Annotated in this window: 19 protein-coding genes; 2 read left to right on the top strand and 17 right to left on the bottom strand. The window is 71.4% G+C overall.

The annotated features are described in order from the left end of the window. Positions 1 to 545 precede the first annotated feature (545 nt). The gene (locus ABH929_RS10640; protein WP_205462600.1) at positions 546 to 935 is read left to right on the top strand and encodes a M23 family metallopeptidase; all 390 of its coding nucleotides are present in this window, start codon (positions 546 to 548) and stop codon (positions 933 to 935) included. A gap of 3 nt (positions 936 to 938) precedes the next feature. Here the strand turns inward: ABH929_RS10640 and ABH929_RS10635 are convergent, their stop codons facing one another. The 9 genes from ABH929_RS10635 to rplS form a co-directional block, all read right to left on the bottom strand. After that, positions 939 to 1877: a tyrosine recombinase XerC gene (locus ABH929_RS10635; RefSeq protein ID WP_263091520.1), complete on the bottom strand. Its 939-nt coding sequence runs from the start codon at positions 1875 to 1877 to the stop codon at positions 939 to 941. Between the two features lie 25 nt (positions 1878 to 1902). Next, the gene (gene dprA / locus ABH929_RS10630) at positions 1903 to 3150 is read right to left on the bottom strand and encodes a DNA-processing protein DprA (protein ID WP_404561186.1); all 1248 of its coding nucleotides are present in this window, start codon (positions 3148 to 3150) and stop codon (positions 1903 to 1905) included. Continuing rightward, positions 3147 to 4670 (bottom strand): YifB family Mg chelatase-like AAA ATPase, encoded by a 1524-nt coding sequence (locus tag ABH929_RS10625; RefSeq protein WP_263091518.1) that lies wholly within the window; start codon positions 4668 to 4670, stop codon positions 3147 to 3149. Before ABH929_RS10625 ends, dprA begins: the two co-directional genes overlap by 4 nt. After that, positions 4667 to 5056: a YraN family protein gene (locus ABH929_RS10620; RefSeq protein ID WP_263091517.1), complete on the bottom strand. Its 390-nt coding sequence runs from the start codon at positions 5054 to 5056 to the stop codon at positions 4667 to 4669. The genes ABH929_RS10625 and ABH929_RS10620 overlap by 4 nt, the downstream gene beginning before the upstream one ends. Positions 5057 to 5208: 152 nt before the next feature. After that, positions 5209 to 5556, bottom strand: a complete 348-nt coding sequence (locus ABH929_RS10615) for an Lsr2 family protein (RefSeq protein ID WP_404561184.1) — start codon at positions 5554 to 5556, stop codon at positions 5209 to 5211. Positions 5557 to 5661: 105 nt separating this feature from the next. After that, positions 5662 to 5985, bottom strand: coding sequence for a DUF2469 family protein (locus tag ABH929_RS10610; RefSeq protein ID WP_111086072.1), 324 nt, complete (start codon positions 5983 to 5985; stop codon positions 5662 to 5664). A 280-nt stretch (positions 5986 to 6265) separates the two neighbouring features. After that, positions 6266 to 6964 (bottom strand): ribonuclease HII, encoded by a 699-nt coding sequence (locus tag ABH929_RS10605; RefSeq protein ID WP_263091514.1) that lies wholly within the window; start codon positions 6962 to 6964, stop codon positions 6266 to 6268. Continuing rightward, a complete protein-coding gene (gene lepB, locus ABH929_RS10600) occupies positions 6961 to 7704 on the bottom strand; it encodes a signal peptidase I (RefSeq protein ID WP_205462605.1) in 744 nt (247 codons plus the stop codon). The genes ABH929_RS10605 and lepB overlap by 4 nt, the downstream gene beginning before the upstream one ends. 132 nt (positions 7705 to 7836) lie before the next feature. Continuing rightward, positions 7837 to 8193 carry a 50S ribosomal protein L19 gene (rplS, locus tag ABH929_RS10595; RefSeq protein ID WP_123339832.1) on the bottom strand — a complete coding sequence of 119 codons (357 nt, stop codon included), beginning with the start codon at positions 8191 to 8193 and terminating at the stop codon, positions 7837 to 7839. A gap of 167 nt (positions 8194 to 8360) precedes the next feature. Here rplS and map point away from each other — a divergent pair, with 167 nt between their 5' ends. Further along, positions 8361 to 9152 (top strand): type I methionyl aminopeptidase, encoded by a 792-nt coding sequence (gene map / locus ABH929_RS10590; protein ID WP_263091513.1) that lies wholly within the window; start codon positions 8361 to 8363, stop codon positions 9150 to 9152. A gap of 144 nt (positions 9153 to 9296) precedes the next feature. Here the strand turns inward: map and trmD are convergent, their stop codons facing one another. The 8 genes from trmD to aroA form a co-directional block, all read right to left on the bottom strand. Continuing rightward, the gene (trmD, locus tag ABH929_RS10585) at positions 9297 to 9989 is read right to left on the bottom strand and encodes a tRNA (guanosine(37)-N1)-methyltransferase TrmD (RefSeq protein WP_205462607.1); all 693 of its coding nucleotides are present in this window, start codon (positions 9987 to 9989) and stop codon (positions 9297 to 9299) included. A gap of 5 nt (positions 9990 to 9994) precedes the next feature. Further along, positions 9995 to 10540, bottom strand: coding sequence for a ribosome maturation factor RimM (gene rimM, locus ABH929_RS10580; protein WP_123294799.1), 546 nt, complete (start codon positions 10538 to 10540; stop codon positions 9995 to 9997). 19 nt (positions 10541 to 10559) lie between these two features. After that, on the bottom strand, positions 10560 to 10796 hold the full coding sequence (locus ABH929_RS10575) for an RNA-binding protein (protein ID WP_111086067.1): 237 nt from the start codon (positions 10794 to 10796) through the stop codon (positions 10560 to 10562). Between the two features lie 3 nt (positions 10797 to 10799). Further along, positions 10800 to 11213 carry a 30S ribosomal protein S16 gene (gene rpsP, locus ABH929_RS10570; RefSeq protein ID WP_111086066.1) on the bottom strand — a complete coding sequence of 138 codons (414 nt, stop codon included), beginning with the start codon at positions 11211 to 11213 and terminating at the stop codon, positions 10800 to 10802. A gap of 164 nt (positions 11214 to 11377) precedes the next feature. Beyond that, entirely contained in the window at positions 11378 to 13498 is a 2121-nt protein-coding gene (locus tag ABH929_RS10565) for an FAD-dependent oxidoreductase (RefSeq protein ID WP_404561179.1), read from the bottom strand. A gap of 4 nt (positions 13499 to 13502) precedes the next feature. After that, positions 13503 to 14327, bottom strand: a complete 825-nt coding sequence (locus ABH929_RS10560) for an SDR family oxidoreductase (protein ID WP_404561177.1) — start codon at positions 14325 to 14327, stop codon at positions 13503 to 13505. Positions 14328 to 14410: 83 nt separating this feature from the next. Next, entirely contained in the window at positions 14411 to 15580 is a 1170-nt protein-coding gene (locus tag ABH929_RS10555; protein WP_404561175.1) for an acyl-CoA dehydrogenase family protein, read from the bottom strand. Between the two features lie 3 nt (positions 15581 to 15583). After that, entirely contained in the window at positions 15584 to 18796 is a 3213-nt protein-coding gene (gene aroA, locus ABH929_RS10550; protein WP_404561173.1) for a 3-phosphoshikimate 1-carboxyvinyltransferase, read from the bottom strand. Between the last annotated feature and the right edge of the window lie 34 nt (positions 18797 to 18830).

Genomic DNA, 18830 nt, shown 5'->3' with positions numbered 1-18830 from the left:
TGCGGCGTTGCGTGGTCCGGAGCGGCCCCGACTGTACTCCTCGTGGCGGATGTGGTCATAACCGGGTGCGCCCGGGCGCGGGGCGGTCGGGTCGGGGGCTGGGCCTGCGCACGACCTCTCCGACAGTCCACGCGTCGATCGCCTCGCGCTTCGTCGCGAGACGCGTCCGCATGCTCGTTCGTTGCGGTCGCGTCGTCCCTCCACAGGCCGGGAGGCCCGCCCCGCCCTCCACGGACCGCCTCACCTCGGTCGTGTGGCCGGTCCCGGGCGGACAGAGTGGCGGCATGTTCCTGTTCCCCGGCTCCGGCACTCGGCTCCCCCCGGTCGTCGCGGTGGTGGTGGTGGTCGGGATGTTGGGGGCGTCCGGGATGGCCACCGCGTCGTTGCCCGCGCCTGGGCCCGCACCTGGGCCCGCACCCGGGCCCGCACCCGGGCCCGCGCCTGGGCTCGCGCCTGGGCCCGCGCCGCAGGACCTCCGCGGCCATCGGGACCGCACGGCGGCCGCCCGTGCTGCCGAGCCGTGGGTCTGGCCGACCGGCTCGCGGGTGGTCGAGCGCGGGTGGGAACCACCGTCCGACGACTACGCCGCCGGTCACCGCGGGATCGACGTCCCGGCGCCGCTCGGCACGACCGCGGCGGCGGTCGACGACGGTACGGTGGCGTTCGCCGGACCGGTGGGCGGCAGGAGCGTCGTGACGATCGACCACGGCGGAGGGCTCGTCAGCACCCTCGACTCGGTGCAGCCACTCGTCGCCGCCGGGGACGACGTCCGCCAGGGTGATCCGGTCGGCCGGGTGTCCGTGGGGCACTGCCCGGCCTCGGCACCGTGTCTGCACCTCGGCGCGCGGGTCGACGGCCGCTACGTGGACCCGACGGCGTACCTTCCCCCGGCCGAGTGGCCCGTGCTGTTGCCGGAGTCCGCCTGGCCGGGGTGAGCGTCAGGCGCGCGGGTGAGCGGTCCGGTAGACCTCGCGCAGCCGTGCCGAGGACACGTGCGTGTAGATCTGCGTCGTCCCGAGGCTCGCGTGCCCGAGCAGTTCCTGGACCGCCCGCAGGTCCGCTCCCCCGTCGAGCAGGTGCGTCGCCGCGGTGTGCCGGAAGGTGTGCGGTCCGCTCGGCCCTTCGCCGGGGAGGTCCCCGAGCAGGCGAGCCACCACGCGGTACGCACTGCGCACCCCGAGCCGGCCGCCCTGGTCGCCGAGGAACAGTGCTGTGCTCGGTACGTCGGCCCGCGCCGCGAGGGTCGGACGCCCCCGCGACGTCCACGCCTCGAGTGCGTCACGGGCCGGGACACCGAACGGAACGACCCGTTCCTTCCCCCCCTTCCCGAGCACGCGGACCGTGAGCCGCCCGCGATCGACGTCGGCGACGTCGATGCCGACGAGCTCGCTCACCCGGATGGCCGCGGCGTACAGCAGCTCCACGAGCGCCAGGTCCCGCAGCGCCCCGGGATCGTCGGTCGCTGCACGGGCCGCGAGGCCGTCGAGCAGCTGACGAACCTGGTCGGCTGACACCACCCGCGGCAGGTGCGAACCGCCCTTCGGCGCACGGAGCCGCACACCGGCGTCCGTCGCGGTCACCCCGGTCTCGCTCGCCCACCGGGTGAACGCCCGCACCGACGACGACCGGCGGGCGATCGTCGACCGTGCGAGCCCCCGCTGGTCGGCTTCCCACAACCAGTCACGGAGGAGTTCGAGGTCGACCGCGTCGATGCCGACGACGCCGCGTCGGGCGGCGAACCCGACGAACTGGTCGAGGTCGTTCGCGTACGCGCGGAGCGTCTGCTCGCTGAGCCCCCTGGCGTGTCGAGCGTGCCCGAGGAACGAGTCGACCGCTGCCACGAGTCGCGCTTCCTTCTGCTCTGCTCGGTCCGCCACGTCGTCAGCGTACGGCTGGCCGACGTCATGCGCGGCCCCACCCGCCGCTGCTGTGCGCCACGAGCCCCTGCAGTTGCGCGAGCGCGAGAGCATCCGCCACGTCGGCTCCTGACAGCCCGGACCGTCGAGCGATCTCGGCCTCCGGCAGGGCACGACGGCCGAGCGCGTCGAGGACCCGGACGACCTCGGGATCGCGCTGGACCGACACGAGGGGTTCGTCCGCAACCGCGGACGCACCGGACGCGGCCACGGGACGCATCGCGGCGACCGGGTCCCCCGGGTGCACGACGAGCTGCGCCCGGCCCTGTGCCACGAGCCGGTGGCACCCGACCGACGCCGAGGACGCGAACGCCCCCGGGACGGCGAACACCGGGCGACCGAGCTGCCCGGCGTGGTGCGCGGTGTTGAGCGCACCGGACCGCGCGCCGGCCTCGACGACGACGGCGGCGTCGGCGAGGGCGGCGATCAACCGGTTCCGGGCCAGGAAACGCCACCGGGTCGGACGGGTCCCCGGTGCCGACTCCGCCACCAGGGCACCCTGCCGAGCGACGTTGTGGAGCAGCTGCACGTTGCCGGCGGGGTAGAGCTGGTCGATCCCCCCGGCCAGGACCGCGACCGTCGTGGCCCCCGCGGCGATCGCCACCCGGTGTGCGACCGCGTCGATCCCGTAGGCGCCGCCGCTGACGATCGTGCAGCCGACGTCCGCGGCGGCCGAGGTGATCTCGGCGGCTGCTTCGGCCCCGGCGACGGTGTTCGCCCGTGACCCGACCACGGCCAGGGCGGGGGCCCCGTCGCCGACACCCGCCGTGGCGCTGCGGATCCAGAGGACGAGCGGTGCGTGGGGGCCGAGGTCGTCGATCGCCGTCGGCCACCCAGCGGACCCGGGCACGAGCAGTCGTGCCCCGACGGCGTCGGCCGAGGCGACGACGTCGGCCACGTCGGACCGGACCAAGCGCGGTCGCCACCGGTCGATGGCCGTGTGCAGCACACCAACGAGCGCATCGGGGTCCTCCGCACCGGGCACACCCGCTTCCCCGCAGCGCTCGAGCAGCTCGTCGAACGCACCGTCGGCCGCGAGCAGGACCGACCCCAGGGCGCGCTCGGGCCCGAGGGCCGACATGAGTTCACCGGCGACGGAGTCCCCCGGCTCCACGATCACGGACCACGCCACGCGGGCAGCGGTCTCGACCGGATCCGACGCTTCGTCCGTCCCGAGGAGCCGCCGGATCGCGGCGAGCAGTTCGCTGCCGTGGCCGGGCCCGACGCCGCTCACAGCGCGCTCCGCAGGGCGAGGGCGCCCCGGACGTGCGCTCTGCTCGGACGGTCGACCGCTTCGAGGTCGGCGAGGGTCCACGCGAGCCGCATCACCCGGTCCCACCCGCGCATGGTCAGGGTGCCGAGGTCGAGCGCCCGGTCGAGCTCGGTGGTCGAACCCGGTTCGATCCGACCGTCCGCACGCAGCCAGGCCCCGGTGACCTCGGCGTTCTTCGTCCACCCGGTGCCCCGGAGGCGTTCGGCCATCCGAGCGCGGGCCGCGGCGACACCGTCGCGGGCCTCGGCCGTCGTCGGGGTGCTCCCGTCGGCACCGCGCATCTTCCCGGTCGTCACCCGGGGTACGAGCACCCGGATGTCCATCCGGTCGAGCAGCGGTCCGGACATCCGCCCGAGGTACCGCCGGACCGCACTCGGCGGACACTCACACGGCTGCCCGTGCGCTCCGCCGGCGTTGCCGCACGGGCAGGGGTTGGCAGCGAGCACGACCTGGCACCGCGCCGGGAACTCGGCGGCGCCCGCAGCCCGGTGGATGGTGATCCGACCGGACTCGAGCGGTTGGCGGAGCGCGTCGAGCACCGCTCGGGGGAACTCCGGTGCTTCGTCGAGGAACAGGATGCCGCCGGTCGCCCGCGACACTGCTCCGGGTCGCAGCACACCGGAGCCGCCGCCGATCAGCGAGATCGCCGACGCGGAGTGGTGCGGGGCCTCCCACGGGGGCTTCGTGCTCCACGACGCCGGCCCGAGTCCGGCGACGGACCGGACGGCGGCGACCTCGAGCGCTGTCGCGTCGTCGAGGTCAGGCAGGAGTCCGGGGAGTCGCTCGGCGAGCATCGTCTTGCCGGCACCGGGCGGACCGAGCAGGAGAGCGTGGTGCCCTCCGGCCGCCGCCGCGACGACGGCGCGCACCCCGATCGGGTTCCCGACGACGTCCGACAGTTCGGCCACCGGCCGTTGGACCGAGGGCACCGGCACCGGTAGTACGGCGTCGACCTCGACGGGCGGCAGCAGCGCGCCGGCGTCGATCGCGGCGGCCCGGAGCGAGTCGACCCCGGTGCTGCGCACGCCGTCGACCACGCGGGCCTCGGGCAGGTTGCCGATCGGCAGCACGACCCGGTCGGCCCCGGCGTCGCGGGCGGCGAGCAGCATCGGGATGACGCCGGCGACCGGTCGGACCCGACCATCCAGACCGAGCTCCCCGATGTAGACGATCCGCTCACTGACCTCGGGTGCGAGTCCGGCGCCGGCGAGCACGGCCATCGCGATCGCCAGGTCGAACCCGGAACCCCGTTTCGGGATCGCCGCCGGCGTCAGGTTCACCGTGATCCGGCGAGCCGGCAACGGACACCCGGCGTTCGCAGCGGCGGCACGGACCCGCTCGCGCGCCTCGCCGAGCGAGGTGTCCGGCAGTCCGATGATGCTGAAGGCGGGCAGCTGGCTGGTCAGGTGGGCCTCGACCTCGATCCGGCGCCCGGTCACGCCGAGCAGGGCGACAGCCGCAGCGCGCCCGATGCCCGTCACAGCACACCCGCCACGTGGTGCACGACCGCCCGGGGGCCGTCGACGTGGACCGCGACGACGTCGATGCGGATCGCGCGTGCCGACACCTCCGGATGGGCGTCGAACCACTCGGCCACGAGTCGTCGCATCCGGGTGCGCTTCGTCGCCGTGATCGCCTCGAACGGATGCCCCGTCGTCGTACCGGATCGCGTCTTCACCTCGATGAACGCGAGTGTGCAGGAATCCCACGCGACGATGTCGATCTCGCCCCGGGCACACCGCCAATTCCGCTCGAGGACCCGGAATCCCCGTTCGTGCAACCACGCCACGGCCTGGTCCTCGCCGAACCGCCCCAGGCGGCTGTTCCGGAGTGTTCGTCCGGGGCGATCATGCAGCTTCTGTTCCATGTCATTGCCTCCACGGCAACGATCGCGGGAACGGCAGCGTGGGTGGGCGCCGACGACGGCTCTGTGGAATCAGACGACGACGATCGCCCTTGGGGAGGAATGACGAAGGACCCGGGTGATCACGATCACCCGGGTCCTTCGTCGACAGCGGCTCAGTGTGCGGCTGCGTACGCTTCCTGCACCTGGGTCGAGATGCGACCACGGGTCGAGACCTCGTAGCCGTTCTCCTTCGCCCACTCGCGGATCTTGCCGAGCTCTTCGGAGTTGCCGCGCTTCGGGGTCGACTTCGGCACCATGCTGCCGGTGCGACGACCGGAGACCTTGCGCGCTGCGGCGATGTAGTCGGAGATCGCTTCGCGGAACTTGTCGACGTTGTCGTTCGTCAGGTCGATCTCGTACGACGAGCCGTCGAAACCGAATTCGACCGTGCGACCTTCACCGGTGGTGATGGGGGAATCGTCGAGGTCGTCGACGAGCTGGACGGTGACCTTCTGTGCCATGCGCGGCTCCTGTTCATTGGACGGGAAATCCCGACCAGAATAGCGCGTGGAATTCCGGCACGTCACCGATCACCGGCGATTCACCGAATGCACCGGAATTGACGATCACTCGTCGAGTGCGAGTTCCTTCGGCAGTTCGAGTTCTCGCGATGTCAGTTCTTCGACATTCACGTCCTTGAAGGTGAGGACGCGGACGCCCTTCACGAACCGGTCGGAACGGTAGACGTCCCACACCCAGACGTCGTTCATCGTCAGTTCGAAGTAGAAATCGTGTTCGGTGTCCCGGCGTACGAGTTCGACCTCGTTCGCCAGGTAGAAACGCCGCTCGGTCTCGACCACGTAGCGGAACTGCGACACGACGTCGCGGTACTCGCGGTACAGGGCCAGCTCGACCTCGCGGTCGTAGTCGTCGAATTCGTCTTCATCCATTGCGCCCACAGTCTACGGCGGCAGCCGCACCAGTGCGCGACCACCCCGCAGCCATGTGCCCCAGCGCCGCGAACGTGAAGGGCGAACGCACCGAGGCCGGCCGCTCCCCAACGAGCTCACCGAGGTTCCACAACACGCCGCGTGCGCTCTGCCGAGGTTCCGCAGCGGCACCGGGCGTGCGCCGAGATGCCGAGATCTCGGAACCTTGAGGGCCGCCGAACGGGCCGCCGCCGCGGCAGGACCGCTGAGGCCACCGCCGGGCAGGGGCGACCGCAGCGCCTCAGCTGACGAGCGCGTCGAAGCCGTCCAGTGACACGCTCGACGCCTGGTGCAACCACGACTTCCGGTGCAGCGCGTGCGCCCCGACCGCGCGGATGGCGTCGTAGTGCGCGGTCGAGCCGTAGCCCTTGTTCGACGCCCAGGCGTAGTGGGGTGCCTCGTCGTGCGCCGCGATCATCAGGGCGTCCCGCGCGACCTTCGCCACGATCGACGCTGCGGCGACCGAGGCGCAGTCCCGGTCGGCCTTGACCTGCACGACGACCTCGAGCGGGTCCGTCGTCGGACGGAGCGAGGTGGGGACGGCACGGGTCAGCCAGTCGAACGAACCGTCCAGCACGACCACTGCGCCGTCGAGCGACAGCCCGTCGGCGACCAGCGACTCGAGCGCCTGCGCCCCCGCGGCTCCGAGCGCCGGGACGATCCCCTGCCGGTCGACGTACTCGGCGGACGCCATGCCGACGGCCGTGCGTGCCCACCGGGTGACGACGGGGACCAGGTCCGTCCGGCGGGTTGCGGACAGCAGCTTCGAGTCAGCCAGACCCTGCGGCACCCGGCCGACGTCGATCGTCACGGCCGCGACGCCCACGCCGACGGGACCGGCGATCGCACCGCGTCCGACCTCGTCCATCCCGATGACCGTGACACGGCCGTCGGCCAGCAGCCGCTTCTCGACGCGGAGGGAGGGGCGGACGGGTGTCACTGGTCGCGCTCCTCCACCCCGGCGAACACCTCGGGGTGGTCGTCGAGCCACGTCCAGCGGCTCGTCGGCCAGGAGATCACGAACGCACGGCCGGTCACGTCGGACAACGGCACGAACCCCTTCGACGGTGTGTCCCCGTTGTACCGGGAGTCCTTGGAGTCGTTGCGGTTGTCGCCCATCACCCAGATGGTGCCCTTCGGCACGGTGACGGAGAAGTCGGTCGCCGAGGCGGGAGCGCCGGCTGGCAGCTTGAGGTACGGCTCCTTGATCGGGACGCCGTTCACGGACATCTGCCCGAGGTCGTTGCAGCAGGAGACCTTGTCCCCCGGCAGACCGATCACTCGCTTGATGAGGTGGTCGTCGCTGTCACCGGTCCCGAGGCCGATCTGCGTCAGGACCCAGTCGATCGCCTTGGCGGGCTGGGTGTCCGGCGTGACGCTCGGCACCTCGGACCCGGCGAGCCATCCACCCGGGTCCTTGAACACGACGACGTCGCCGCGTTTCAGCGCCACGACACCCGGGACGAGTTCGTTGACGATCACGCGGTCGTTGATCTGCAGCGTGTTCTCCATCGACGCCGACGGGATGTAGAACGAGCGGATCAGGAACGTCTTGACCAAGAACGACACGAGCAGCGCCGCGATGAAGATGATGACGAGGTCGCGGAGGAATGTGAGGACCCCGTTGCGCTGCTTCTCGGGCCGGGGTCTGCGCCCGGATTCCTCAGTCGTGTCCGTCATTTCCGCTCTCGTTCACACGTGCCCGCCCGGGTTCAGCGGGCGCAAAGGGAAAGCCCCCCGTCGATGCACAACCGTACATCGGCGAGGGGCCAGCAGCGGCGTCCGGCTCGCGGACGCTCACTGTGAAGGCGATCAGGCGTCGCGCTTCTCCTTGATCTTGCGGCGGGCCGCCTTGCCGCGCAGTTCGCGCAGGTAGTAGAGCTTCGCGCGACGGACGTCACCCTTGGTGACGATCTCGATGTGGTCGATGATCGGCGAGTGCACCGGGAACCAGCGCTCGACGCCGACCTGGAAGCTCACCTTGCGGACCTTGAAGGTCTCGCCGATGCCGTGGCCCTGGCGGCCGATGACGACACCCTGGAAGACCTGGATACGCGAGCGCGTGCCTTCCACGATGTTCACGTGCACCTTGATGGTGTCACCGGCGCGGAAATCCGGGACGTCGGTCCGCAGCGATGCTGCGTCGACGTTGTCGAGGAGCTGGCTCATGGCTGTTCTACTCTCTGCGGACGCACACGGGTCGCCGCGGATCGATGTCTGATGAAGTGGTGGTGCGTGCCCGGTGTCGGCGACTCCCCCGTGGCAGAGTCCAGCCAGGGCACAGCGATCCATACTGCCACACGGAACGCCGGGGGCAAAACAGCGAGGATGGACCCATGATCGAACTGCGCACCCCCACGGAACTCGACGGCCTCCGCGCCGCCGGTCGGTTCGTGGCCGACGTCCTCGACGAACTGCTCGACACCGTCGACGTCGGCGTGAACCTGCTCGAGCTCGACCGCGTCGCCGCCCGGATGATCGCCGACCGGGGTGCCGAGAGCTGCTACGTCGACTACCACCCCTCGTTCGGCAAGTCGCCGTTCGGCAAGAACCTGTGCACCTCGGTGAACGACGCCGCGCTGCACGGCCTGCCGTTCGACCACGTGCTGCAGGACGGCGACCTCGTCAGCCTCGACTTCGCCGCGAGCGTCGACGGCTGGGTGGCGGACTCGGCCGTGTCGGTGCAGGTCGGAACGCCCCGCGACGAGGACCAGACGCTCATCGACACCGTCGAGCGCGCCCTGGCCGCTGGCATCGCGCAGGCTGCGCCCGGCAACAAGCTCGGCGACGTGTCGCACGCGATCGGGCACGTGGCGAAGCGGGCGGGCTACGGCGTCAACCTGCAGTTCGGCGGGCACGGAGTCGGTCGCACGATGCACGGGGACCCGCACGTGCCGAACGACGGACGTCCCGGTCGCGGTCTGAAGCTCCGGCCGGGCCTGGTGGTCGCGATCGAGCCGTGGCTCATGCAGGGCACCGACGAGCTGTACCAGGACGACGACGGCTGGACGCTGCGGAGCGTCGACGGCTCGCGCGCAGCGCACGTCGAGCACACGGTGGCGGTCACCGAGGCCGGACCCGAGGTCCTGACCCTGCGTCGCGCCCAGCGCGCCGGCGCGACCACCTGACGGACTGGAGGCGCGGTGCGGGCCCGCCCCGCGCCTCCAGTCCGAAACGGCGGAGCCGAGTCTCATGCCCAGCGACAGTTCTCGCGATCGCGACCGCTAGAACTGTCGCTCAGCCCGAGTCTCGGGGGGGGAGGCAGGAAGGCGCTACGAGTCGGGCAGCAGGTCCGGCCGGACGCGCCGCGTCCGCTCCACCTGCTGCTCGTGCCGCCACGCGGCGACCCTGCCGTGGTGGCCGCTGAGCAGCACCTCGGGCACGTCGTGGTCGCGCCAGGACGCGGGCTTCGTGTACGAGGGGTACTCGAGCAGGCCGTCCTCGTGGGACTCCTCGACCAGGGACTCGGGGTTGCCGACGACGCCGGGGACGAGTCGCCCGACGGCCTCGATCATGGCCATCGCCGCGACCTCGCCACCGTTCAGCACGTAGTCGCCGAGCGAGAGCTCGACGACCGAGCAGCGTGACGCCGCCCACTCGAAGACGCGGGCGTCGATGCCCTCGTACCGCCCGCAGGCGAACACGAGGTGGTCGGAGGTCGAGGCGAGCGAGCGGGCGATGGACTGCGTGAACGGTGTGCCGGCGGGTGTCGGGACCACGAGGGTCGACGAGCCGTCCGGCCGGAGCAGGGCTTCGAGCGCCTGCGCCCACGGTTCCGGCTTCATCACCATGCCGGCGCCACCGCCGTACGGGGTGTCGTCGACGGTGCGGTGCCGGTCGGTCGTCCAGGAGCGCAGGTCGTGCACGTGCAGGTCGAGCAGCCCACCGGAGCGGGCCTTGCCGAGCAGGGACACGTCCAGCACGGAGAAGAACTCCGGGAAGATCGTGACGATGTCGATGCGCACGGCTGCTAGTCCGTGACCGTCTCGGGACGTGATGTGTCCTCGGGGTCCTCGAACAGGCCCTGCGGCGGCGTGACCGTGACGGTGCCGGACGCGATGTCGACCGCGGGCACGATCGCCGCGACGAACGGCACGAGGACCTCGCCGCGCGACGGGGTGTCGATCGCGAGCAGGTCCTGCGCCGGCATGTGGTCCACGCGGGCGACGGTGCCGACCTCGACGCCGTCGCGCAGCACCTTCAGCCCGACGAGCTGGTGGTCGTACCAGGCGTCGTCCTCGCCGGTCTCGGCGTCGGCGTCCTGTTCGACCCAGAGGATGATCCGGGCGAGCGACTCGGCGCCGGTGCGGTCGTCGATCCCGGCGAAGAACGCGACGGGGTGACCGTTGTACCAGCGGAGCTCGTCCAGCTCGAGGGTCTTGCCCGACCACGGTGAGTCGTCGGGGACCTGGAGCGTGAACGTGGCACCGGGGGTGAACCGACGATCCGGGTCGTCGGTGTAGAGCTCGAGCTTGATGCCGCCCTTGAGCCCGTGTGCCTTCGTGATTCGACCCACCCGGAGCTGGGTCGTCTCCCTAGGAATCGGTGTCGACCACGTCGACCCGCACCCGCTTGCCGTCGGCCAGGGCCGAGACGAGGGTGCGGAGTGCCTTGGCGGTCCGCCCGGCACGTCCGATCACGCGGCCGAGGTCCTCGGGGTGCACGCGCACCTCGAGGACCTCGCCCCGCGGGGAGGTGGAGCTGGCGACGCGCACGTCGTCAGGGTGATCGACGATCCCCTTGACGAGGTGCGTCAGCGCGGATTCGAGCAAGGACTACGCCTCGGTCGTCTCGTCGGCGGTCTCGGCGTCGTCGGTCTTGGCGGCGGGAGCCGTCTTCTCCGACTTCGGCTTGAGGACGGCCTTCTTCGAGGAGTCGACCTGGAAGGCCTGCTTCGGCTCGGCGACCTTGACCTTGGACGCGGTGTCCTTCTCGCCCTTGAACTTGGCCCAGTCGCCGGTCAGCTTGAGGAGGGCCGCGACCTGCTCGGTCGGCTGCGCGCCGACGCCGAGCCAGTAGAGCGCACGCTCGGACTCGATCTTGATGACCGAGGGCTCCTCGGTCGGGTGGTACTGACCGATCTCCTCGAGGACACGACCATCGCGCTTGGTGCGCGAGTCGGCGACGACGATGCGGTAGTAGGGCGCACGGATCTTACCGAGACGCTTCAGACGGATCTTGACAGCCACAATTGCTCCTGTTTGCTTACGTTGTGGTTGAACTGGAACCGCGGGCGTGGGGGCACACACGGTGAAAGCTCGAGAGAGATCGCTCACAGCTGGATAGAGGGTCGAGCTGCGGCGATTCGACCGTTCATTCTTACAGATTCCGGGCCGCGATGCGAGCCGACGCGCTACGGCGCGAGTCGCCGGACCGCTTCGAGGGCCTCGGACGTCGCGCGGACCGCGTCCACGCTCCGTGCGTCGCGTGCGCCGCCGACGACGGCGAACGGCACACCGGCGGCCTGGAGGCCCGTCACGAGTCCGTCAGGCACGTCACCCTCGGTGTCGATCGCGCGTTCCTGCCCGGCGCAGACCACGACGTTGTCCGCCGGGATCGCGCGCTCTTCGCCGTGCTCGTCGCGGATCCAGAGGACACCGGGCTCGATGCGCAGGTACTCCTGCACGCCACCGACCATGCGCACCCCGGCGTCACGGAGGCGACCGATGGCGACCCAGCGCGAGGTGATCCCGACGCCCTGCCCGAACTTGCCCGATCGGCGCAGCACGGTGACGTCGGAGCCCGGCCGGATCGTGCGCGACGCGGCGGGCAGCCGCTGGGGCACGTCACCGACGAGCTCCTCGGAGACGTCGAGGTCCCAGCGCGCCGCGAACTCGGTGGCGCGGACCGACTCGTCCGGCGACTCGGTCAGGAACGCCGCGGTGTCGACGCCGATGCCGCCGCCACCGATGATCGCGACGGTGCCGGCCGGCACGCCATCGCGCAGCGCCTGCTCGTACGACAGGACGTGCGGCAGGTGTGCACCGGGGATGTCGACGTCGCGCGGGACCACCCCGGCGGCGAGCACCACGGCGTCGCTGTCGGCGAGGTCCGCGGGCGTCGCCGGGCGGCCGAGGTGCACCGTGGCCCCCCGCTCGTCGAGTTCGGCGCGGGCAGCCCGCACGGTGGCGGCGTAGTCCTCCTTGCCGGGGACGAGCGCGGCGAGGCCGAACTGGCCACCGAGCCGGTCGGCGGCCTCCCACACGGTGACGTGGTGGCCCCGTCGGGCGGCGTCGACGGCTGCGGCGAGTCCGGCCGGTCCCCCGCCGACGACGTCGACGCGCTTGGGGTCGGTGGTCGGACGCGCGGGGAACGCGACCTCGCGGGCGGCGCGCGGGTTCACCAGGCAGGACACCGGCGCGGCGACGATCGAGCGGTCGAGGCAGGCCTGGTTGCAGCCGATGCAGGTGTTCACCAGGGCGAACCGGCCCGCCAGCGACCGGTTCACGAGTGCGGGGTCGGCGAGGAACGGTCGGGCCAGGGCGACGGCGTCGATGCTCCCGTCGGCGAGGACGGTCTCACCGTCGCGCAGGTCGGTCATCCGGTTCGACGCGATCACCCGGACGTCTGGGTACGACGAGGCGCGCACGACCCCGGCGATGCGCGCGGCGTAGGCGAGCCAGGCACCGTGCGGCACGGCGGCCTGCACGGTCGGCGTGCGGGACTCGTGCCAGCCGATCCCCACCGAGATGCCGTCGAGCCCGAGCGGCAGCAGGTCGTGCACCAGCGCGTCGACGTCGTCCTCGGACGACGAACCGGGCATCAGGTCGGCGCCGGAGAGCCGGATCGTCACGGCGAGGTCCGGCACCGCGGCACGCACGGCCGACACCACCGCGATCGTGAAGCGGCGTCGGCGTTCGGGAGAACCGCCCCACTCGTCGTCACGCAGGTTCGTCAGCGGCGACTGGAACTGGTTGATGAGGTACCCCTCGGACGCCATGATCTCGACGCCGTCGAACCCGATGTCGCGCGCGGACCGGGCCGCGGCGGCGAAGTCCTCGATGGTGCGCTCGATCTCGGCCGGCGTCAGCTCGGTCGGCACCACGCCACGGGCGGCCGCCCAGGGCAGGGCCGACGGTGCCACCACGCGCTGGGGGTCCCCGTGCCGGTCGACCATCCCCGCGGCGAGCGCGTACCGCCCGGCGTGGAACAGCTGCGCGAGGATCGTGGAGCCCTCGTCGTGCACGGCGTCGACCGCGGCGCGGAACCGCTCGTCCGCTCCCCCGACACCGAACACGGCGAAGTCGGGGCCGCCCCGGGCCTCGTCGTTCACCGCGATGCCGCCGGTGATGATGCAGGCGGCGCCGCCGGCGGCACGTTCGCGGTAGAACGCCGCCATGCCGGCCCCACCGTCGTCGTGCACCTCGAGTCCGGTGTGCATCGACCCCATGACGACCCGGTTGGGCAGGGTCAGGGGGCCGAGGGTCCACGGCGAAGAGACGACGGCGAGCTCGGGCATGGCGACGGTGCTCATGCCCCTACTCTGCCGGAGGAAGCACCGCGTCGCGCAGCGGCGACGTCGTGTCCGCCCAGAACGGCGGGGCGATCACGGTCAGGCCGCCGTCGACCGACAGCACCTGGCCGGTGATGTAGCCGGCCTTGTCGGACAGCAGGAAGTCCACCGCGTCCGCCATGTCGTCGGCGGTGCCGGGGCGCTGCAGCGGGAGCTTCTCGAACACCGAGTCGATCGGCGCCTGGCCGGGGACCTTCGTGTAGAAGTACTCGAGCGAGTCGGTGTCGATCAGGCCACCGTTGACCGCGTTCACCGTGATCTGGCGCGGACCGAACTCGACCGCCATGTACTTCATGTACGACTCGCTCATGGCCTTCGCGGCGCCGAGCGCGGCGTAGGTCGGGAACGCGCGGAGCGATCCGTACGAGGTCACGACGACGATGCGCCCACCGCGGTCCATCAGCTCGGCGGCACGCTGCGCCCCGAGCACGAACGAGCGGGCGTTGGTGGCGTAGCTGCGGTCGAGGTGGTGCAGCTTCAGTTCCTTGACCGGCTTGAACGCGCTGGCAGCGGCGTTCGCGACGAAGTGGTCGAGGCGACCGTAGGTGTCCCGCACCAGGTCGAACAGAGCGTCGATCGACTCCGGCTGCTCGATGTCGACCTGCGCGGTGATGCCGTCGCCGCCGGCGGCCTTGACGTCGGCCAGCGACTCCTCGGCCAGGTCGGAGTTGCCCTTGTACGTGACCACGACTGTCACGCCGCGCTGGCCGAGCTTCTGCGCGAGCAGGCGGCCGATGCCGCGCGAAGCGCCCGTGATCAATGCGATGGGTGCGTTGGTGTTGTCGGTCACTGCGGTCCTCTACGTGCGTGGGGAGGGACGGGAGGCGCGGGGCGGGCCTGCCACGGGCCTCCCGTCCGGTGGGTGGTTGCTGTCTAGAACCCGGCCTTGCCGGTGACGACGGCGCGGCCGACGACCAGCTTCTGGATCTCGTTGGTGCCCTCTTCGAAGCGCTGCGCGCGCGCGTCGCGGTAGACGCGCTCGATCGCGTTGCGCTTCCAGTAGCCCTGGCCGCCGTGCACCTGCAGGGCCTTGTCGGTGACGCGGGCGAGCATGTCGACCGCGACCATCTTCGAGGCGCTGGACAGCGTGCCGGCGTCCGGGCGGTCCTCTTCGTAGGCGCGGGCGGCTTCGAGCACCAGGGCGCGGGCGGCGGCGATGTCGGCGTAGTTCTCGGCCAGGTAGAACTGGATCGCCTGGCGGCTGGAGAGCTGCTTGCCGAAGGTCTCCCGCTTGTTCGCGTACTCGACGGCGAGCTCGTTCGCGCGCTCGGCGAGGCCGACGGCGCTCATCGCGACGGACACGCGACTCGGCAGCAGGAAGCCGCCGAGCGCGACCTCGAGCCCCTGGCCCTCGGCGCCGAGCAGCGCACTGGCCGGTACCGGCACGTCGGTGAAGCGCAGGATCGCGTGGTCGGTACCGCGGATGCCCATGGTGTCGGAGTCGTCGATCACCTCGGCACCCGGCAGACCGGAGTTCGGCATGAGGAACGCGACCGTGCCGTCCTGGCCGGTGGTGCCCTCGAGGCGGGCCGCGATGAGCCAGTAGTCGGCCTTGACGCCGAACGTGATGAGGTGCTTCTCGCCGTTCATCACGTAGGTGTCGCCCTCGCGGCGGACGGTGGTGCGGATGTCCGCGCCGGTGCCGGCCGTGGCCTCGGTCAGGGTGAACGCGACGAGCTTGTCGCCCGCGACGCTCGGCTTCACGACCTGTTCGATCTGCTCGGGCGTCGCGTACGGCGCCATGGCGCGCCACGTGCCGTTGATGACGTGGACGAGCATGCGGATCGACGCGTGCGAGCGGGAGACGATCTCCATGATCTCGAGGTAGCGCGAGAACGGGATGCCCCGTCCGCCGAGCTCGGTCGGCGCCGCGAGCGACAGCCACCCCTTGTCCTTGAGCTCCTGGAAGAGCTCCGGGGCGACCTGGCCGGTGCGCTCGATCTCGTCGGCCCACTCCTCACCACGGCCGCGGACCCACTCGGTGACCTCGGCCTTGAGCTGCTGGAAGGCCGTCTCGGTGTCCGGCTCCGTGACCATCGTCATCTCTCAGTTCTCCTTCGTCGCGACGAGCGCGGCCGCCTGCTCGCGCAGGACGTTCTTCTGGACCTTGCCGACGGCGTTGCGCGGCAGTTCGTCGATGTACTCGAGCCGCTCCGGCCAGTAGTACTTGCTCACGCCCGCCTTGTCGAGCGCCTGCTGCAACGCCGCGAAGTCGAGCCGCTCGGCACCGGCGGCCGGCACGACGAACGCGCAGGCACGCTCACCGAGTCGGGCATCCGGCATCGCGACGATCGCCACGTCGGTCACCAGGGGGTGCTGGTAGAGCAGGTTCTCGATCTCGACGACCGGGATCTTCTCGCCGCCACGGTTGATGACGTCCTTGATCCGGCCGGTGATCGACAGGAAGCCGTTCGCGTCGACCTTCGCCAGGTCGCCGGTCTTGTACCAGCCGTCCTCGGTGAAGACGTCGTCGGTCAGGTCCTGGCGGTCGAGGTAGCCGTCGAACATCGTCGGCGAGTGCAGCTCGAAGTTGCCCTCGGTGTCGGCGGGGAGCTCGTGGCCCTCGTCGTCGACGATCCGGATCCGGATGCCCGGCAGCGCACGACCGTCGTGCCCGTACGCTGCCGCCGGGTCGTCGCTCGGGCTGGACAGGGCGCCGAGGCAGGTCTCGCTCGTGCCGAACGCGCCGAGGATGGCCGTGCCGAGCACCGTCGCGGCCCGCTGGGCGAGGGCCCGCGGCACGGCGGCACCGGTCGGCACGAAGATCCGCAGCGACTCGGGCTGGGCGGCACCGGCTTCGACCAGGTCCACGAGGTCGGTCAGGAACGGGGTCGCGCACTGCACGAACGACGCCTTCGCGACGCCGAACGCCTGCTCGAGCGCCACGGTGCCGTCCCACACCGGCTGGATGACCTGCGGCGCACCGAGCCGGAACGCCAGCAGCATGCCGTACAGGAACCCGGTCTGGTGCGCGAGCGGCGACGGGATGTAGATCCGGTCCGCGCTCGTCAGACCGGACTGCGCGACGTGCATGGCCGTGGCCAGACCGAGGGTGCGGTGCGGGTGCTGCACGCCCTTCGGCTCCCCCGTCGTGCCGCTCGTGAACAGCAGCTGGCAGACGTCGTCGGGGCCCGGCGCGCGCGAGGTGATCTCGTCGACGTCCACGTGCACGGCGTCGAGGGCGTTGTCGAAGTAGCGCCAGTGCCAGTCGCTCGCGGCCACCCGGTCCAGGGCATCGGCCGGCAGCGGCGGCTGGTTGGTCGGGGCGTCGACCTGGCCGCGCGCCTCGGACCGGAGCACGACGACGTGCTCGACCGACAGCCGGCGCTGCTGGGCCTTCGCCTCGTCGATGACGTCGAGGAGCTCGAGCGCGGGCCGGCGCTTGCGGAACACGTTCGGCAGGAACACCACGCGGGCGCGGGACCGGGCGAGCGTCATCGTCGTCTCGCGCGGACCGAACACCGGCATGATCGGCGTCGCGACCGCCCCGATCTGGATCGCCCCGAGGGTGATGGAGACGAACTCGCGCCAGTTCGGCAGCTGCATGGCGACCGACTCGCCCGTGCGGACCCCGAGCTCGAGCAGGAGCGCGGAGACCTTGTCGGCCTCGTCCTGCAGTTCCCGCCACGTGGTGTTCACGGGTGCTGCGCCGCCGACCTCGATGACCGCGAGGCCGTCGGGATCGGTCGTCGCGAGCGCGCGGACCTTCTCGCTCAGCACGAGGGGGTCGGCGTCGACACCGGCGAGCGCGAGCGGCTCCAGGGTCGTGGGCGCGAGCGGCTGCTGCTCGCCGTCAGTGCGCTCGCCGTCGGTGCGCTCCCCGTCGGTGCGCTCGCCGAGGTCGGTGCGGGCGTCGGCGATCTCGGCGGCCTCGGCCGCGTCGGCCCGGTCGTCGCGAGCGATCTGCGCGGCGAGGGCGTCGCCGACCTCCATGTCGAGGCCGACGGAGTTCATCGCCTCGAGGAACGTCGGGTACGAGATCCGGTAGGCCCGCGGGTAGGTCAGCCCCGAGGTGCCGCGCGCCTTCGAGGCGGCGACGGCGAGCGACATGAGCACGCGGTGGTCGTTGAACGACGACATCTGCGCGCCGTGGAGCCCCTCGGCCCCGACGCCGGTGACGCGGAGCTCGTCCGCACCCTGCTCGGCCCGGCCGCCCATGCGGTTGAGCTGCAGCATCGCGGCGACACGGTCGGACTCCTTCAACCGGATGTGGGCAACGTTCCAGAGCCGGGTGGTGCCCTCGGCGAACGTGGCCATGGTCGACAGCACCGGCAGCAGATCGGGGATCGGCTGGCAGTCGATGTCGAGCGGTCGCAGCGGGGAGCCGTCGTGCTCGATGCGCACGAACCCGGTCTCCTCGTCGATCCGCATCGGGACGCCCATCGCCGTCGCGAGGTCGAGGAACTCGCTCTCCGGGTGGTCGGTCTCGGCGGTGGTGAAGGCCGTCATGCCGCGCAGGAGCAGGTTCGACTCGCGGATGCCGGCCGCGGCGATGCCGAACGCGGCGGAGCCGATGTCCGGCGGGATGACGTAGTCGTGCGGGGAGGCCTGCTGGTTCGCCGGGATCCGGTACTCGAGCCAGTCGTCGGAGACCTCGACCGTCAGGCCGAACTGTCGCATCATCCGGACGGTCAGTTCGACGTAGGGCTGCTCGTTGAGCCGGTCGCCGGTGATGTGGATCCGGGTCTCCTGCTCGGCGAACGGGGCCACCAGCAGCAGGCCGGAGACCCACTGCGACAGGGTGCCGGCGATCGTGACGTCACCGCCGCGGGGGCGCTTCGGCTGGACGGTGACGGGCGGGCAGTCGTTCGTCGCCTCGAGCTCGATGCCCATCTGGGTCAGGGAAGTCAGCAGTGCCTTGATGGGCCGGCGCTGGAAGTACTTCATGCCGGCGAGCGTCATCGGCTTGTCGGCGAGCGACGCAAGACCCGTCATGAAGTAGAGCGTGGTGCCGGAGGACCCCATGTTCAGGATGCCGTCGGCGCCACGGGACCCGTGGTCGACGACGTCGGTGGCCGCGTACCGGCCGCCCAGCCCGGTGACGTGGTACTCGTCCCCGCGACGCTTCACGTCGACGCCGAGGGCGCGGAGCGTGCCGACGGTCCACTCGACCTGACGGGTGGCGCTGATGCCGGAGACGATGCTCGTCCCCTTCGCCAGCGACGCGAGCACCAGCGCGCGGTGCGCGTGGTACTTCGAGACCGGGACGTCGAGTTCACCGACGAGTGGTGCGGACGTGCCGCGCACGACCAACTGCATGCGTACCTCTTCCTGCTCTGTACATATCAACGGT

The organism is Curtobacterium sp. AB7 (genome assembly GCF_044909335.1).
Classification (GTDB): Bacteria; Actinomycetota; Actinomycetes; order Actinomycetales; family Microbacteriaceae; genus Curtobacterium.
The sequence above is the reverse complement of the archived record's forward strand: the minus strand, read 5'-3'. Positions and strand labels throughout refer to the sequence as shown.